Origin of the sequence: Rhizobium sp. Nf11,1 (assembly GCF_050587665.1) — a bacterium.
In the GTDB taxonomy this organism is placed as follows: Bacteria; Pseudomonadota; Alphaproteobacteria; order Rhizobiales; family Rhizobiaceae; genus Rhizobium.
Map to the genome: position 1 here is coordinate 150944 of NZ_JBOBHU010000005.1, position 15168 is coordinate 166111.

At 61.8% G+C, this 15168-nt stretch carries 16 protein-coding genes; 1 reads left to right on the forward strand and 15 read right to left on the reverse strand.

Annotated elements, in window-relative coordinates; all coding sequences use genetic code 11:
- Position 1 precedes the first annotated feature (1 nt).
- The 8 genes from ACQ7C1_RS10155 to ACQ7C1_RS10190 form a co-directional block, all read right to left on the reverse strand.
- A complete protein-coding gene (locus ACQ7C1_RS10155) occupies positions 2–1102 on the reverse strand; it encodes an imelysin family protein (protein ID WP_430958183.1) in 1101 nt (366 codons plus the stop codon).
- On the reverse strand, positions 1102–2640 hold the full coding sequence (locus ACQ7C1_RS10160) for a di-heme oxidoredictase family protein (protein ID WP_430958184.1): 1539 nt from the start codon (positions 2638–2640) through the stop codon (positions 1102–1104). Before ACQ7C1_RS10160 ends, ACQ7C1_RS10155 begins: the two co-directional genes overlap by 1 nt.
- Positions 2641–2688: 48 nt before the next feature.
- On the reverse strand, positions 2689–3966 hold the full coding sequence (locus ACQ7C1_RS10165; RefSeq protein WP_430958185.1) for an imelysin family protein: 1278 nt from the start codon (positions 3964–3966) through the stop codon (positions 2689–2691).
- A gap of 195 nt (positions 3967–4161) precedes the next feature.
- Complete coding sequence (locus tag ACQ7C1_RS10170; protein ID WP_430958186.1) at positions 4162–5451, reverse strand: RsmB/NOP family class I SAM-dependent RNA methyltransferase; 1290 nt, start codon at positions 5449–5451, stop codon at positions 4162–4164.
- A gap of 144 nt (positions 5452–5595) precedes the next feature.
- Positions 5596–5958, reverse strand: a complete 363-nt coding sequence (locus ACQ7C1_RS10175) for a septal ring lytic transglycosylase RlpA family protein (protein ID WP_085776661.1) — start codon at positions 5956–5958, stop codon at positions 5596–5598.
- Positions 5959–6367: 409 nt separating this feature from the next.
- A complete protein-coding gene (locus tag ACQ7C1_RS10180; protein WP_430958187.1) occupies positions 6368–7237 on the reverse strand; it encodes an SDR family oxidoreductase in 870 nt (289 codons plus the stop codon).
- Complete coding sequence (gene queG, locus ACQ7C1_RS10185; RefSeq protein ID WP_430958188.1) at positions 7237–8394, reverse strand: tRNA epoxyqueuosine(34) reductase QueG; 1158 nt, start codon at positions 8392–8394, stop codon at positions 7237–7239. The genes ACQ7C1_RS10180 and queG overlap by 1 nt, the downstream gene beginning before the upstream one ends.
- A 12-nt stretch (positions 8395–8406) precedes the next feature.
- The gene (locus ACQ7C1_RS10190) at positions 8407–9099 is read right to left on the reverse strand and encodes a glutathione S-transferase family protein (RefSeq protein WP_430958189.1); all 693 of its coding nucleotides are present in this window, start codon (positions 9097–9099) and stop codon (positions 8407–8409) included.
- Positions 9100–9357: 258 nt separating this feature from the next.
- Here ACQ7C1_RS10190 and ACQ7C1_RS10195 point away from each other — a divergent pair, with 258 nt between their 5' ends.
- The gene (locus ACQ7C1_RS10195) at positions 9358–10155 is read left to right on the forward strand and encodes an undecaprenyl-diphosphate phosphatase (RefSeq protein WP_085776665.1); all 798 of its coding nucleotides are present in this window, start codon (positions 9358–9360) and stop codon (positions 10153–10155) included.
- Between the two features lie 230 nt (positions 10156–10385).
- Here the strand turns inward: ACQ7C1_RS10195 and ACQ7C1_RS10200 are convergent, their stop codons facing one another.
- The 7 genes from ACQ7C1_RS10200 to ACQ7C1_RS10230 form a co-directional block, all read right to left on the reverse strand.
- Positions 10386–10538, reverse strand: coding sequence for a hypothetical protein (locus ACQ7C1_RS10200; protein ID WP_041678526.1), 153 nt, complete (start codon positions 10536–10538; stop codon positions 10386–10388).
- Between the two features lie 314 nt (positions 10539–10852).
- On the reverse strand, positions 10853–11833 hold the full coding sequence (locus tag ACQ7C1_RS10205; RefSeq protein ID WP_430958190.1) for a complex I NDUFA9 subunit family protein: 981 nt from the start codon (positions 11831–11833) through the stop codon (positions 10853–10855).
- Between the two features lie 108 nt (positions 11834–11941).
- Positions 11942–12229: a DUF1330 domain-containing protein gene (locus tag ACQ7C1_RS10210; protein ID WP_183700612.1), complete on the reverse strand. Its 288-nt coding sequence runs from the start codon at positions 12227–12229 to the stop codon at positions 11942–11944.
- A 25-nt stretch (positions 12230–12254) separates the two neighbouring features.
- Positions 12255–12962, reverse strand: coding sequence for an orotidine-5'-phosphate decarboxylase (gene pyrF, locus ACQ7C1_RS10215; protein ID WP_430958191.1), 708 nt, complete (start codon positions 12960–12962; stop codon positions 12255–12257).
- 6 nt (positions 12963–12968) lie between these two features.
- On the reverse strand, positions 12969–13550 hold the full coding sequence (locus tag ACQ7C1_RS10220; protein WP_430958192.1) for a histidine phosphatase family protein: 582 nt from the start codon (positions 13548–13550) through the stop codon (positions 12969–12971).
- 1 nt (position 13551) lies between these two features.
- Positions 13552–14151 carry a phospholipid N-methyltransferase PmtA gene (pmtA, locus tag ACQ7C1_RS10225; protein ID WP_430958193.1) on the reverse strand — a complete coding sequence of 200 codons (600 nt, stop codon included), beginning with the start codon at positions 14149–14151 and terminating at the stop codon, positions 13552–13554.
- 95 nt (positions 14152–14246) lie between these two features.
- Positions 14247–15152 (reverse strand): DUF72 domain-containing protein, encoded by a 906-nt coding sequence (locus ACQ7C1_RS10230; RefSeq protein ID WP_430958194.1) that lies wholly within the window; start codon positions 15150–15152, stop codon positions 14247–14249.
- Positions 15153–15168: the final 16 nt, after the last annotated feature.

Here is a 15168-nt window from a genome sequence, read left to right on the forward strand (position 1 = left end):
TTCAGTCTCCGTCCGAAAAGGAAAAGCCGGCCGAAAGGCCGATGGCCGAGCCATATTCGTCGCTAATTCTGGTAATCAGCTGGCGGCTGTCGGCGAGCAACGCTTCGAGTTTAGCCTTCTCGGCATCGCTCACGGCGACGTCAATGTCAGGATTGAGCTTCGGCACGCTGTCGAGCAGCGATTTGAAATCCGCGTCGATCGAGGCGGCGACCGACCGCTTGTCCGTCGGCAGAAGCTCGGCCATGCCGGCCTTCTGCCAGAGCGTGCGCAGGCCTTCCAGATTGGCGGCCATCGATTTCCAGGTGTTCTTCGAACGCCAGTAGATGGCCATGCGCGGGCGCGGCGTGGTGTCCTTGCCTTTGTAGAACTGCTCCAGCCGCTGGTCGCGGACATTCTCTGCGCCGTGGACGAGAATGCCGAGTAGAGCAGTCACGGCTTCCTTGTTGTCCATGAAATCATTGCTCTGCGGGCCCGGATGTTTCCAGCTCGCCTGCACGCCATCGGGTTTTTCCCAGGCCGCGACGACTTCGCCTGCCTCACGCTGGATATTGCCGGCGACCGCGGCACCGTAAAGGCAGCGGAATCCGCCCTTCTGCTTGAGGAGATCGTCGGAGCCGTTGCCATAGAGCACATATTCCAGCGCCGTCAGGCCCTGCAGCGCCACACTCTTGCCGGCGATCGCATCGACGGTCGCGTCCTTAGGATCCGCCTTGGCGATCAGCGCTTGCACCTGCTTCAGGCCGACACCCTTGCGGTCGGGATAGAACAGGATGTGCTCGAAGAGATTGTCCTGGATGACGGGCCCTGTCTGGACGATCTCGATGATCGACCAGTAGCGGATCGTGTCGTCGAAAGCAGATTTCGCCTTGTCGAGCGTCTGTTGCGTGCCGCCGTCACAGAGATCCTTCATCGCCGTCGTCAGCCGGGCGGCCGATTGCTGCATGTTGCGATAGCCGGGGCGGATCACCTCATCGACGGCGCGCTGCATGACGGCGGGAACGGCATCCTCGTTCAGCCCTGCCGGAGTAGCGGCGGTCTCAGCGGCCGCCGATGTGGCGAGGCCGATCAGAGCGAGGCAGAGCAGGGGGTGCCAAAGGCGCATCAAAGTGACTCCAGGAATGTAATCAGGGCCGCCCGGTCGTCTTTAGACAGGGAGGAGAAAGCGTTGCGGGCCTTTTCAGCTTCGCCGCCATGCCAGAGAATCGCCTCGGTGACGTTTCGCGCACGGCCGTCATGCAGGAAAAAGCTGTGTCCGCTGACAGTCCGGGTCAGTCCTATACCCCATAGCGGCGGCGTGCGCCATTCACGTCCGCTTGCAAGCCCGACCTGTTGCCCATCGGCCAGACCCTCGCCCATGTCGTGCAGGAGAAAGTCGGAATAGGGCCAGATCAGCTGGAAGGATTGCGCCTTTTCGGCTGCATCCCGGCGGGTGACGAATTTCGGCACATGGCAGGAAATGCAGCCGGTTTCGTAAAAAATCCGCTTGCCCCGCAGTGTCTCGGGAAAGCTCGCCTTGCGCCGCGCCGGCACGGCGAGATTTTCGGAATAGAAGGTCACGAGGTCGAGAACGGGGCCTGGGGCTTCTTCTGCACCCAGCCGTTTCTGCACCCCTGTCGGCATCTCAAGGCATTTTTCTTCCGGCTTGGTGCAATCGCCATGTGCATCCGGCTGGTCGGGCGTCGAGATGCCGATATCGTTGGCGAAGGCATCGGCGCTCTGATCGCGCACGGTGGCGTTTTGCGCCTTCCAGCCGAAACGACCGAGTGCGATCTTGCCGCTGCGATGGTCGCGCACGATCGCCGCCTTGCCCGAAATGCCGTCGCCGTCTGCATCATCAGGATCGGCATGGGCAAGAATGTCCGCTTCCGGAATGGCTTCGATCAGCCCAAGGCCGATCATCGCCGGCGCCACGCGCGCCGAAATGGTCGTCGCCGTGTCGAGCGGCCCATAAGCGAGGTTCGTCGCCGTATAATGCGGCCGGCGAAGCGATACTTTTTCACCGTCGCCGAGCGTCACCGTCTCCACATCATAAGTGATCGCCATCCGGCCTTCTGCGGCAATGCCGGGGACGGCAAGGTCCTGCAGTTGATGGCCATAGACCGGATCGGGAAAGTTCACGACGTCGGCATTGGCGATCGCCTTTTCTTCCTCCGGCGTGGTCGCCGCGCGTGCCAGACGCAGGAACATCGAGGTGGCGCTTGTGGCCCCCTCCGGCGGTCTGCCCCGGCCGTCATTGACATGGCAGCTCATGCAGGAGCGGGCGTTGAAGAGCGGCCCGAGGCCATCAGAGGCCTGCGTCGAGGAAGGAGCGGAAACCCAGAGCTTGCGAAAGAGCGCATTGCCGAGCTTGAAATTCTGCTCTTCCTCGAAGGGGATGTTGGCGGAAATATGCGAGAAGCTGTCTTCAGTGACGGGATCGATCGAGGTCGCGGCCCCCGCCTGCATCGCTTCATATTGCTCGGCCTTGGAAAAATCCGCCGTCGGCCGCGTGATGTCGGCGACGCGTTTGAGATCGGTCTCGGAGAGGTCGGTGCGTTTGGTTGGCAGGTCGAAACCGCCGGCGATGGCTGCGGAAAATCCGGCAAACATGGCGCAGAGCGCTGCACTGGCGATCAATCGGCGGGCCGGGGCATGCGACATTTCAAGAGTCCGGGCCGCTCCGGCTGTCGAGGCGGCCCGCCTTTTTGCTTATTTGAAGACGGCGTTAGGATTATCCAAGCTGTCGGAACCTTCAAGCTGAACCGTGCCGAGATCGAGTGCGGCAATAACGCGCTGGATCGACTTCGTCTGGTCGATCAGGCCGTCGATGGCGGCCTGGACGACGGCATTGCCTTTCTTGTTGCCCTCGGCGATCATCTGGTCATACTTCTCGACCGTCTCGCCACGCTTGGCCATGGCATTCATGGCATCGAGCGTCTTGTTGAGCTTGCCATCCAGCTCGGCATCGAGCGCCTTGTCCTTGGCGGCGACGAGGTCGTGCAGCGACGGGCCACTGAGCTTGGTGCCGTCGACGCGGGTATAGTTGCCGGTATAGGCGGCGGCGATGCCGATCGCGTCGTTGAGATGCGAATTGTAGGTATTGTCGGAGAAGCAATCATGCTCTTCTTCCGGGTCGTGCAGCAGCAGGCCGAGTTTCATGCGCTCGCCGGCAAGTTCGCCGTAGGAGAGCGAGCCCATGCCGGTCAGGATGGCGACGAGACCGGCCTTCGGATCGGCTTCGACGTTCTTCGTCGCCACCCCGTCCGGCTTCCAGTTGTCGGTCATTTCCTGCAGGTCGGAAACAAGCAGGGTGGAGGCGGACTTCAGATATTCGGCGCGGCGGTCGCAATTGCCGTGCGTGCAGTTCTTGAGGTCGTAATCAGTGGCCGGGCGGTTGCCGGCGCCCGGACCGGTGCCGTTCAGATCCTGGCCCCAGAGAAGGAATTCGATGGCGTGGTAACCGGTCGCCACATTGGCTTCGATGCCGCCGGCTTCGGCGAGCGTGCCGGACAGGAAATCAGGCGTCAGATTCGAGGCGTCGACATCCTTGCCGTCGATCTTGATCGTCTTGTTGGCGATGACATTGGCCACATAGAGCGAGTTTTCGTCGCTCTCGGTCCCGTAGGCGGCATCGACATAATCGATCAGGCCCTCGTCGAGAGGCCACGCATTGACCTTGCCTTCCCAGTCGTCGACGATCGGATTGCCGAAACGATAGACTTCCGTCTGCTGGTAGGGCACGCGCGCCCTGACCCAGGCATCCCTGGCGGCCTTCAGCGTCTCATCGGTCGGCGCCTTCAGGAAGGCGTCGATGGCGGCGTCGAGCGCCTTGGCCGTCGTCAGCGAGTCCTCGTATTTGGCATGCGCCACTTCGGCATAATGTTTCACCACGGCGCTAGCTTCGGTCTCGGCCTGCGCGGGAAGGGCGAGCAGAGCGGCGGGAGCAATCGCCAGCACGGCTGCGCGGAATTTGCTGTTGAGCTTCATAATCCTCTCCTGTGACGGATCTTCCGTCGGGCTCCGTCTCTTCGCGCAAAAGTAAACTGGTGTCAAACGCTCTAGTTTGGAATGATTTTAACTGGGGGCGAGCCGGAACAGCCACTCTTTCAGCTGCATCGGCCTGAAAACACCACCGTCACTTTCCCGAAATGGCGGTCCCAATCTGCGGCTCTCGCGGGGGTCTCAGCCCTTGCGCTGCATGCGGCAGAAGAAGAAGCCGTCCGTATCGGTGGAAGCCGGTGTCAGCGTCACCGTCAGACCATCGGAGGAGTGCGGACGCGGCGCGTCTTTGCCGAAGAGAGCGTCCCAGGCGGGCAGGGCGCTGACGATCTCAAAATCAGCATTCCTGGCCGTAAAGCGGCGCACCTGCTCCTCATTTTCCTGAGGCAGCACCGAGCAGGTGACATAGATCAGCTCACCGCCCGGTTTGACGAAGCCGCTTGCCTGCGCCAGCGCGTCCTGCTGCTGGGCGGTGCGTTCGTCGAGGTTCTTCGCCGTCAGCCGCCATTTCGTATCGGGGCGGCGGCGCCATGTGCCGGTGCCGGTGCAGGGCGCGTCGACCAGCACCTTGTCGCAGCGCCCGGCAAGGCCCGAAAGCCCTCTGGCGTCGTCATGCACCTGGACATTGCGCGTGCCCGCCCGCTTCAGCCGCTCGATGATCGGCGCCAGCCGTTTGCGATCGGCGTCATAGGCGTGAACCTGGCCCTTGTTTTGCATGGCGGCGGCCATGGCGAGCGTCTTGCCGCCGCCGCCGGCGCAATAATCGAGGATCTGTTCGCCATCGCGCGCCAGCACCAGATCGGCGACGATCTGCGAACCCTCGTCCTGGACCTCGAACCAGCCTTTCTGGAACGAAAGCTCGGCCGTCACGTTAGGAAGACGCGAGGCGCCTTCGCCTGCGGCAATCCGGATGCCGTAACGGGCGATCTTCGCCGCATGCGCGCCGGCTCTTTCGAGCGCCTTGACCGCCTTGTCGCGCGAAGCCTTTAAAATGTTGGCGCGCAGATCGAGCGTCGGGCGGGCGGCGAGCGCCTGTGCCTCGGCGAGCCATTCGGCGCCGAAGGCCTGTTCGAAGGAGGGGTGCACCCATTCGGGAATATCGCCGCGGATATGGGGCGGCGCATCGTCGAGCGAGCGGCTGCTAAAGGCGGCAAGGGCTTCGGGTGAAAGTGGCGCCGGCGCGAATTTGTCGTCGGCCAGCTCGGCGGCAAGGCTTTCGGGCGTGAAACCCCATTGACGGAACATGACGGCGTGGGCAATGGCCGCAGCGCTGTCGTCATCCATCAGCCAGGCATGCGAAAGCCGCATGCGCAAGGCGTCGTAGACGATGTTGCCGATCGCGGCACGATCGCCGGAACCGGCGAAGCGATGGGCAAGGCCCCAGTCCTTGAGTGCGTCGGCGACGGGTCGCTTACGGGCATCGATGTCCGCGAGCACAGAAATCGCCCCTTCGAGGCGGCCGCCCAGACGCATTCACATATCTCCTGTTGCCCTACCGTGCGAACGATCCGCACCCAGAGGTCGGGCGGATTGTTTACAGGTTTCGATCGCGTGGTAACCGCGATTGGCGGCAAGAGCAAGCGCCGCTGACGGTGCAGCCGGTTGCAAGCTCCGGACTTAGCTGATCACTTGGTAGCAGACCTTCGCCGTGCCGGAGCTCACCATGCCGATATTCTGTGCGGCGGCGCGCGACAGATCGAGCACACGGCCGCGGATGAACGGGCCGCGATCATTGATGCGGACGACGACGGTGCGCCCATTGTTGCGATTGGTGACCTTGACCTTGGTGCCGAATGCGAGCGAACGATGCGCGGCAGTCAAGACGGCGGGGTTCATACGTTCTCCGGAAGCAGTTTTGGAGTGAAGAGCGTACCACGAAGCACCGCCACAGCCATTTGCAGCAAAACCTTCCGCCGGAAGCATGGAAGAGCAGGCTGCAATAGTTGCGGCAGCGATAATAGAACGGCTGATTTTCTTCAAAACGGAGTATCCCTCAACTATTGAACTCGACGCCCTGGCAGGCGGCGGGGCTTAAATCCGTCGAAAAATGGCAAAAAAGTGCCGCATTCGATCACGGAATATTACAGTCTGTAATATTTGCCAGGCCGTTGATAAAAAATGAGAATTTGCCGCGCATGGCGATATGAGAAAAAAACGCAATGAAATCAGCTAAAATTCAAATGATTTTTCCGAGGAAGCCCTAAACTTCGCGGCCCTCACAAAAATCACGGAATATTTTTTCTGACTTCGCCATATTTTCCGCCACATTTGCGCAAATTCAAAGGCTGTTAACCATGATATGCGGCGAGAATTGTTCTGCCAACTGTGCAAAGTAGGAATTTCCTACTCAATTTGGGTGATAACCCCGGTCACCTCAAGCGGCCCGGATTTACCCGCGCCAACGCCCGTCCTGCCACAATTGAGCAAGCGACATCGAATAGTTCGGGAAGGAAAATCGGAAGCCGGCCGCCTTCAGTTTCGCATTGGAAACCCGCTTGTTCTCGCCGTAGAAAGAACGCGCCATCGGCGTCAGTTCGGCGGTTTCGAAAGCCTGTTCCGGAGGCGGCTCGACGCCCATCAGCCGTGCCGCCTCGACGATCACATCCTGCGGCGGCCCAGGCTGGTCGTCGGTGACATTATAGATGCCGCCGAGCCCGCGCTCCGACAGGAAGCGCGCCGCCGCGCCGATATCCTCGACGCGGATGCGGTTGAAGACCTGGTCCTTCTTGATCAGCCGCCGCGCCGTGCCCTTTTCCAGGTTGCACAAGGCATTGCGGCCCGGCCCGTAAATCCCGGAAAGCCGCAGCACGGCCGCCGGCACGCCGCGCCTCGCGCCCATTGCCAGCCAGCCCTCTTCTGCCTCGAGCCGCTCCTTCGACCGTCCGGAGACAGGCACGCACGGTGTTTCCTCGTCGACCCATGCGCCCTTGTGATCGCCATAGACGCCGACGGTGGAGAGATAGCCGATCCATTCAAGCCTCGGCAGCAGGCTCGCGCCGTCCTTATCGAGCAGCCGCAGCAGCGGGTCAGCCTTTCCGGGCGCGATCGACTGCACGAGATGGGTGACATCGGCCAAAGCCCGGACGAGCTGCTCTTCCAAGGTTTCGCCATCGAACAGGAATGCCTCGATGCCGGCGCGGCGCAGCGCTTCCATCTTCTCTGCCGAACGGGTCGTTCCGGACACGCGCACGCCGTCGCCGGCGAAGGCCTTGGCGATCGCCGTACCGGAAAAACCGCAGCCGAAGATCATCACATGCATCAGCCCACTCCTGCCAGGCGCCATTCGTTCAGGACATTATCGTCGCTCTCAGCAGCCCTTTTTGCGGCAAAGGCCGAGAATTCGTCAGCCTTCATCAGCCTTGAAAGCGCCCAGACTGTCATCCCCCGCACCACCGGCGAGGCGTCGTCGGCGAGCAGGCGGCATTGCGGGATGAGCGCCCTCTCGCGGGAATTGCCGGCAGCGATCAGCACGTTGCGGATGAAACGGTCGCGGCCGATCCGCTTGACCGGCGAGCCGCTGAAAAAGGAGCGGAAGGCGGCGTCGTCGAGCGTCAGCAGAAAGGCGATCGACGGCTCCTTCAGCTCTTCGCGCGCCTGCAGCTTCATTTCGGAGGCGGAGCTTGCGAACTTGTTCCAGGGGCAGGCGGCGAGACAGTCGTCGCAGCCATAGATGCGGTTGCCGATCAGCACCCGCAGGTCGGGGTCGATCGGCCCCTTGTGTTCGATGGTGAGATAGGAGATGCAGCGCCGCGCGTCGATCTGGTAAGGCGCCGGAAAGGCGGCGGTCGGACAGATGTCGAGACAGGCGCGGCAGGAGCCGCAATGATCGATTTCCGGCGCGTCGACGGCAAGATCGGCGGTGGTGAACATCGTGCCGAGGAACAGCCACGAACCATGCGTGCGGCTGACGAGATTGGTGTGTTTCCCCTGCCAGCCGATACCGGCCGCCGCCGCCAACGGCTTTTCCATGACCGGCGCGGTATCGACGAACACCTTCACATCGGCGCCGGCCCGCGCCGCAAAGCGGGTGGCGATCTCCTTCAACCGGCCCTTGATGAGGTCGTGATAATCGCGGTTGCGGGCATAGACGGAGATCGCCGCTTTGTCGGGCTTGTCGAGGATGCCGCGCGGATCTTCTTCCGGGGCGTAGTTAAGGCCGAAGACGACGACGGATCGCACCTCGCTCCAGAGGGTCAGCGGATCGCCGCGCCGCTCGCGCGTCTCCGCCATCCACTCCATCGTCCCGTGCCGGCCGGCATCGATGAACTCACCGAGACGCCGTTTGGCTTCGGGGATCGCGTCAGGGCGCGTGATGCGGCAGAGATCGAAGCCCTTCGCGACCGATTCCGCCCGAACGAAGTCGGTCAAATTGTCGCGGCGCCGCCGCTCTTTGTCGTCTCTATAAGCTTCGGGCATGAAGAGCCCTCGTCAGAAATCCAGATCGGCATAGTGTGAAACGGGGGTGAGGCCGCGCACGCGCTCGGTGAGCATCGGCCGGAAGGAGGGACGCGATTTCAGCCGCTGATACCACTCCTTGACGACGGGGGCTTCGGCCCACTCGATCTCGCCGAGATAATCGAGGATCGAGATCGAGGCGGCGGCGGCGAGATCGGCATAGCTCATCCGCTCTCCCGCCAGCCATTGGCGCGAGCCGGCAAGCCAGGTGAGATAACGCATATGCTGGCGGATATTCGCGCGGGCAGTGCGCAAAATCTTCGAATCCGGCGCTCCGCCGCCCTGATCGGCGGTCATCTGCAACTTGTAGACACGCTCACGTGCGAGCGGCTTTGTCACGTCGTTTTCCATCTTCTGCATGAACCATTCGGTCAGCCGGCGGATTTCCGCCCGCTGGAATGGATCCTCGGCGAGCAGCCGCCGGTCGCGTTTCAACACCCCGTGCGTCTCGTCGAGATATTCGGAAATGACGCTGGCGCCACAGAGCGCGCGCATGCTGTCGTCGACATAGACCGGCAGCGTGCCGGCCGGATTGAGCGCCAGGAAATCCCGGCGCTTCTCCCATGTCTGCTCCTCGATCAGATCCGCCTGATAGCCGTATTCCGCCAGGATCAGCCGGACGAAGCGAGATGCGGAGGACATGGGATGATGATAAAGCGTGGGCATCGATACTCGGGCTTTATGATTGCTGTTACAGGACTGTGTGGCAGCTTGTTTATAGCGCCTTAGTCATGACTCATTGGTTGAAGCTATAGGAGCTTGGCCCGGCCAATACAAGCGAATCGGCTTTCATGCCATCTGACAAGGGACAAAACACACGTCTTGCCTACGAGGATAACGGCTGCCTGATCGGCTCAGACGCAGCTCTGAACATTTCCAGCAGGAAATGCTCGATCCGAACGACCTTTAAACCGGAGATAATTTATGGACTATATCAATGCCGCCATTCTCGGTGTCGTAGAGGGGATCACCGAGTTTCTGCCGATCTCGAGCACCGGCCATCTCATCATTGCAGAGCAATGGCTCGGCCACCGGTCGGACATGTTCAATATCGTCATTCAGGCTGGCGCCATCCTTGCCGTCACCATTATCTACTGGCGCCGCCTGCTGGATCTGGTGCTCGGCTGGCGCGAGCCTGAGAATCGGGACTATGCCGCCAAGCTGATCGTCGCATTTCTCATCACCGCAATCCTAGGCCTCGTCGTCAAGAAGCTCGGCTTCGAACTGCCGGAGACCGCGACGCCGATCGCCTGGGCGCTCATCATCGGCGGCATCTGGATGATCTTTGCCGAATGGGCCGCCGCGCGACGGCCGCCGCATAAAAAGATCACCTGGCTCGTCGCCATCCTGGTCGGCATCGCCCAGATCGTTGCCGGCGTCTTTCCGGGCACGTCACGCTCCGGCGCCACCATTTTCGTCGCCTTGCTGGCCGGCACCGGCAATCGCGCCGCGGCGACCGAATTTGCCTTTCTCGTCGGTATTCCCACAATGTATGCCGCAAGCGGCTATGAACTGCTGAAGACCTTCAAGGACGGCGGCGCGGCAGGTGAAGACTGGACGGCGCTCGCCATCGCTTTCGTGGTCTCCACGATCGTCGCCTTCATCGCCGTCAAATGGCTGCTCGCCTATATAAGGAGCAACCGCTTCACGCTGTTTGCCATCTACCGCATCATTCTCGGTGTCTTGCTGCTCGGCATGGCCGCGACCGGCTTGATCGCCTGAGCAACCTGCAACTGCATTCGCGCAACTCCCGGCGCGAATGCATTGCCGTGTCGGAATTTGGCGCACGATACCCGCTCGCCGGCAAGCGTCGAGTCTTCAGAACATCTTGAGAGAAGGACGCTCGTCGCCGCTTTGAAGCAGGCAATATCGAGCCGTCATTGCGGAACGCCTTGTTCGGCGTTCCCGATTGCTTGTCTTTAGGATGCCGGCGCACAGCGCCGGCCTTTTCGTCAATGGCTGATCGAAGCCGTCGAGCAAGGATCGACGCCGTAAGCCGGCGAGCAGTCGCCCTTGACCGCCGCGACCGAACCGGGCGCAACGAAGGAACCTGCCATGATAATCAGCGCCGCACACGCAAAAAGGAGCGCGATTGACTTGCCCATCGAGAAATGCCTTTCACAGTGATTGCCGCACGCCTTCGCAGACGTTGAGTCCGTTGGGAGGCGCGGGGTTTGGTAGTCAGTGGAATGACAAATAGCAATAAACGTTCCTGCTAAATTTGACGTTAATTCCACAAAATTTCCGCTGCGCCTTTTATGCAACGCTGCTCGATATGGCCGGCAGGAAAACATGCCGAGTTTGCGCCGGCATGGCAGAGCCGCACGCCGTTCAGGACGCGCAAAGAACGCCATGCTGCGGCAAAGCAAACGCCGCCCGCGGGCCGGCGGACGGCGTTATCGTTTCTCGGCAAAGATGGTCAGGCGGCCTTACCGGAGCCGGTATACTGGCCGTGCGGACGGTACTGCACGAGATAGGAGCCGAGCACCGATGCCGGCATTGTGGGTGTGATGCCGAGTCCCTTCAGCGTGCGGCCTTCCGCCTCGGCTTCTGGGGAAACGACGTTGTCGCGCTTGAGCAGGCGCACCTGGTCCGGCGTGATCGGCGGCGTCACGAAGGGGATCAGCGAGGCGATGCTGCCGATCAGCGAAGCCAGGCCGAAGGGCAGGGACACCAGCGGATTCTTGCGGCACGTCACCTTCAGCATCATGTCGAGACATTCGCGGAAGCTCAGCACCTCGGGCCCGCCGAGCTCATAGATCTTGCCGCCCGCAACCTTGCCATCGACGGCGCGGGCGACCGCCTCGGCGACGTCCTCGACATAAACAGGCTGGAATTTCGTCTTGCCGCCGCCGACCAGCGGCAGGACGGGCGACATGCGAGCCATGTCGGCAAACTTGTTGAAAAAGCTGTCCTCCGGTCCAAAGACGATCGACGGACGGAAGATCACCGCATCCGGCTTGATGGAGAGGATGGCCGCTTCCGCGCGGCCTTTGGTGCGGCCGTAATCCGAATCGGAGTTGGCATTGGCGCCGATGGCCGAAATATGGGTGAGGGTCGCGCCGGCATTGCGCGACGCTTCGGCAACCGCGCGGCCGCCGAATTCCTGCACCGCGTCGAAAGTGTTGCGGCCGGTCTCATGCAGAATACCGACGCAGTTGACGACGTGGCTGGCGCCCTCGACGGCACGGTCGATCGAGTTGCGATAGCGCAGGTTCGCCTGCACGAAAGAAATCTGGCCGACATTGCCGAGCGGCTGCAGGAAGCCGGCGAGATCGGGCCGGCGCACGGCGACGCGGATGCGATAGCCGCGCTTGGCGAGCGCCCGCACCACGTGCCTGCCCACGAAACCGGACCCTCCGAACACGGTGACGAGCGGCGGCAGGTTGGCAAGGGTCATGGCAGGTTCCTTGAAAGGCTTGGGGATGCTTTGTCGGCACCGTATTAGCCCAATCCCGAGGCAACGGGAAGGCCTATCGCGCCGTCAGTTTTTGGCGGTGCGCGCAGCTTAGACGCCTTCGACGACGACCATTTCAGCATCCGCCACTTCCTGGCGGATCTTGGCGGCGATCTGGTACTCCGGCGAATTGTAGCAATCCACCGCATGCTGCATCGAAGGGAATTCGATCACGACGTTGCGGGCGCGCGCCTTGCCTTCGAGCTCGGTGATGGCGCCGCCGCGCGCCAGGAAATTCGCGCCGTATTTTTCGAAGGCCGGTTTGGCCGCCGCCACGTAATCCTTGTAGCGATCGGCGTCACGAACGTCGACGCGGGCGATCCAATATGCCTTGGCCATGATCTTCTCCCTTGTTCTTTTGAATTCAGCGGTTTGCCGGCCAGAGCGCGCTCACCATCTCGTTGAGAACGGCGCGCGCGGCCTCTCTCGGGTCGGGTGCCTTGACGATCGGGCGGCCGACGACGAGATGGGTTGATCCCGCTTTCAGCGCATCGAACGGTGTCATCACCCGCTTCTGGTCGCCCTTGTCACTGCCGGTCGGGCGAATGCCGGGGGTGACGATCGCCATGTCGGGACCGACGACCTCCCGCACCTCGGCCGCCTCCGCCGCCGAGCAGACGATGCCGCCCATGCCGGCGGCGCGCGCCTGTCCGGCGCGGCTGAGCACCAGGCTGTGCGGGTCCTGGCTATAGCCGGCCTCGGCAAGGTCCTCGGCATCCATCGAGGTCAGCACGGTGACGCCGAGCAGGCAGAGGCCGGAGCCGGCAGCGGCCTCCACCGCCGCCCTCATCGCCTTCGGATAGGCATGCAGCGTCAGCATCGACATGCCCATCTTGGCGATATTCTCGACGCCCGACGCGACCGTGTTGTCGATGTCGAGCAGCTTCATGTCGAGAAAGATCTTCTTGCCGCTGGCGGCGAGGTCGCGGGCGAATTCGAGGCCGCCGGCAAAGACCAGCTGATAGCCGATCTTATAAAAGAGAATGTCGTCGCCGAGCCCGGAAACCAGTCTTTCCGCCTCGCCGATCGTTGGAACATCCAAGCCGACGATCAACCGCTCGCGTGCGTCCATGTGAAGTCACCCCCGCCAGTCTTCGATGGGCGTCCAGTCGCATGTTAGGCCGAGATCCGCAAGGCCGAAAGCATAGAGATTGCCGCCGCCCCCCGGCTGGTCGCGGTCGCGGGCAATCGGCCGCCCCGCCAGATGGCATTTGAGCAGCGTGCCGACGCCGCCATGACCGACGAAGGCGATCGGTGCGGCCGGATCATGCGTGGCGAGAACGGCCTTGACCGCCGCCACGATGCGGGCCTGCGCGTCGACGGCGCGCTCCCAGCCTTGGAAGCTTTTTTCCGGATGGGCAAAGAACCAGTTGGCCGCCTCTTCGAATTGCGGCGGCGGCAGGAAGCCGGTGGCCGACCGGTCGTTCTCGTGCATGCCATGCACGATCTCTATCCTGATGCCGGATGCCTTCGCCAGAATTTCGGCCGTCTCGATCGCCTTCGTCTCATCGCTGGAGACGATGCGGGTCAGCCGTTTGGCCCAGCCGCTCTCGGCAGTTCTGCGGGCGCGCGCAGCCCCGACATCGGAAAGGCCCCATTTCGGCACGGGAACGTTCGCATCGATCTTGACTTGCGGGTGGGTGATATAAAGTCCGAACATCTCAGCCGCGGCGGTAGATCCAGAGCTGCGCCGGAGGGATGTTGCGCATGACGAAGTCGAAGTGCTGAATGTGATAACGATCGGGATTGGCGGCGATCGGCGAAATCGCGCCATAGGAGATTTGCACCACAGGCCGGCCGGCCGGCAGGCGGTCGAGCAGGCTTTCCAGCAGAGAGACGCGCATCGCCATCGGAAAATTCAAGAGCGGAATGCAGGAGATGACGCAATCGAACGTCTGCTCGCCGAATGCGCCAAGCGTGGTCTTGAGATCGAAGGCATCGCCGTTGATGAAACGCACGCCGGGATAAGTCCGCAGCAGATGCTGGTGGAAGTCCGTCGAATATTCGATTGCGACCAGATTTTCCGGTTTCACGCCCCGGCCGAGGATGGCCTTGGTGATGGCACCAGTGCCCGGGCCGAGTTCCAGCACTGGCAGCCCCGAATGCATATCGATGACGCTGGCCATGCGCTTGGCGGTAATTGAAGAGGTCGGCACGATCGAGCCCACCGTTTTCGGCCCCTGCATCATGCCCCGGAAGAAACGGATTTCCTCATCAAATCTCTTCTCGAGGTGTTCCTTCACCTTGACCCGTAAGCGCATTCTCCACCCATCCGCATGTTGATCGACTGTCTTAATATGCCGCTTGTCGCTGCTTGGACAAGGATTTTCGCAACAAGAACATCGGCATCAACAGCTCATGCGGCCTTTCGGTGGGAATCAGGCATGAGGTCGGCAAGTCTTTCGCTCAAATGGCCGGCGTCAACAGGGGCGCGAAGTTTCTTATCGGTGTTGTCGAAATAAAGATAGACGTCGCGGCCCTTGGCTCTCGCCGGCAGCGGCGCAAGGATCCGCGTCGCATTCTCTGGTTCTCCGCCCTGTGCCCAGGCGCGGATGCGCTCGGCCCATAGATCGAGCGCTTCGTCTTCATAGCCGCTCACATAGAGCTGCTCAGATCCATGCAGGCGGCAATAGATGAAGTCGGCGGTGATATCCATCAGCAGCGGCCATTTCACCGTATCGGCGCAGACCAGCGCGGCCTTGTGTCGCCGGAGCATCTCGATGAACTCAACTGAGCGGAAGCTGTCGTTACGGATTTCGAACGCATGGCGGATCGGCTGGTGTCCGTCGCTTGTGAGCCAAGCCTGTTTGAGGCGCTCGTCATGCCGCTTGGCGAGCGCTATCGCCGCATCGTGATCATGCGGCAGCAGCGACAGGAAATTGTCGAAACGATCGGGATCGAAGGCCATGTTGGCTGGGAATTGCCAGAGGATCGGCCCGAGCTTGGGGCCGAGCCTCAGCAGACCCGAGGCAAAGAAATTGGCAAGCGGCGCCTCGATCTCCTTCAGTCGCCGCACATGGGTGAGGAAGCGCGGCCCCTTGACCGCAAAGACGAAATCATCAGGCGTTTCGTCCCGCCAGCGGCCGAAGCTTTCGGGTCTCTGCAATCCGTAGAAGGTGCCGTTGATCTCGATCGAACGAAAGTGACGGGCGGCGTAGGAAAGCTCCTGCTTCTGCGGCAGTCCCTCCGGATAGAATTGCCCGCGCCAGGGCGCATAGGTCCAGCCCGAAATGCCGATTCGCACCGCTCCCGTCTTTTTCATCCTGGGACCTCCTGTT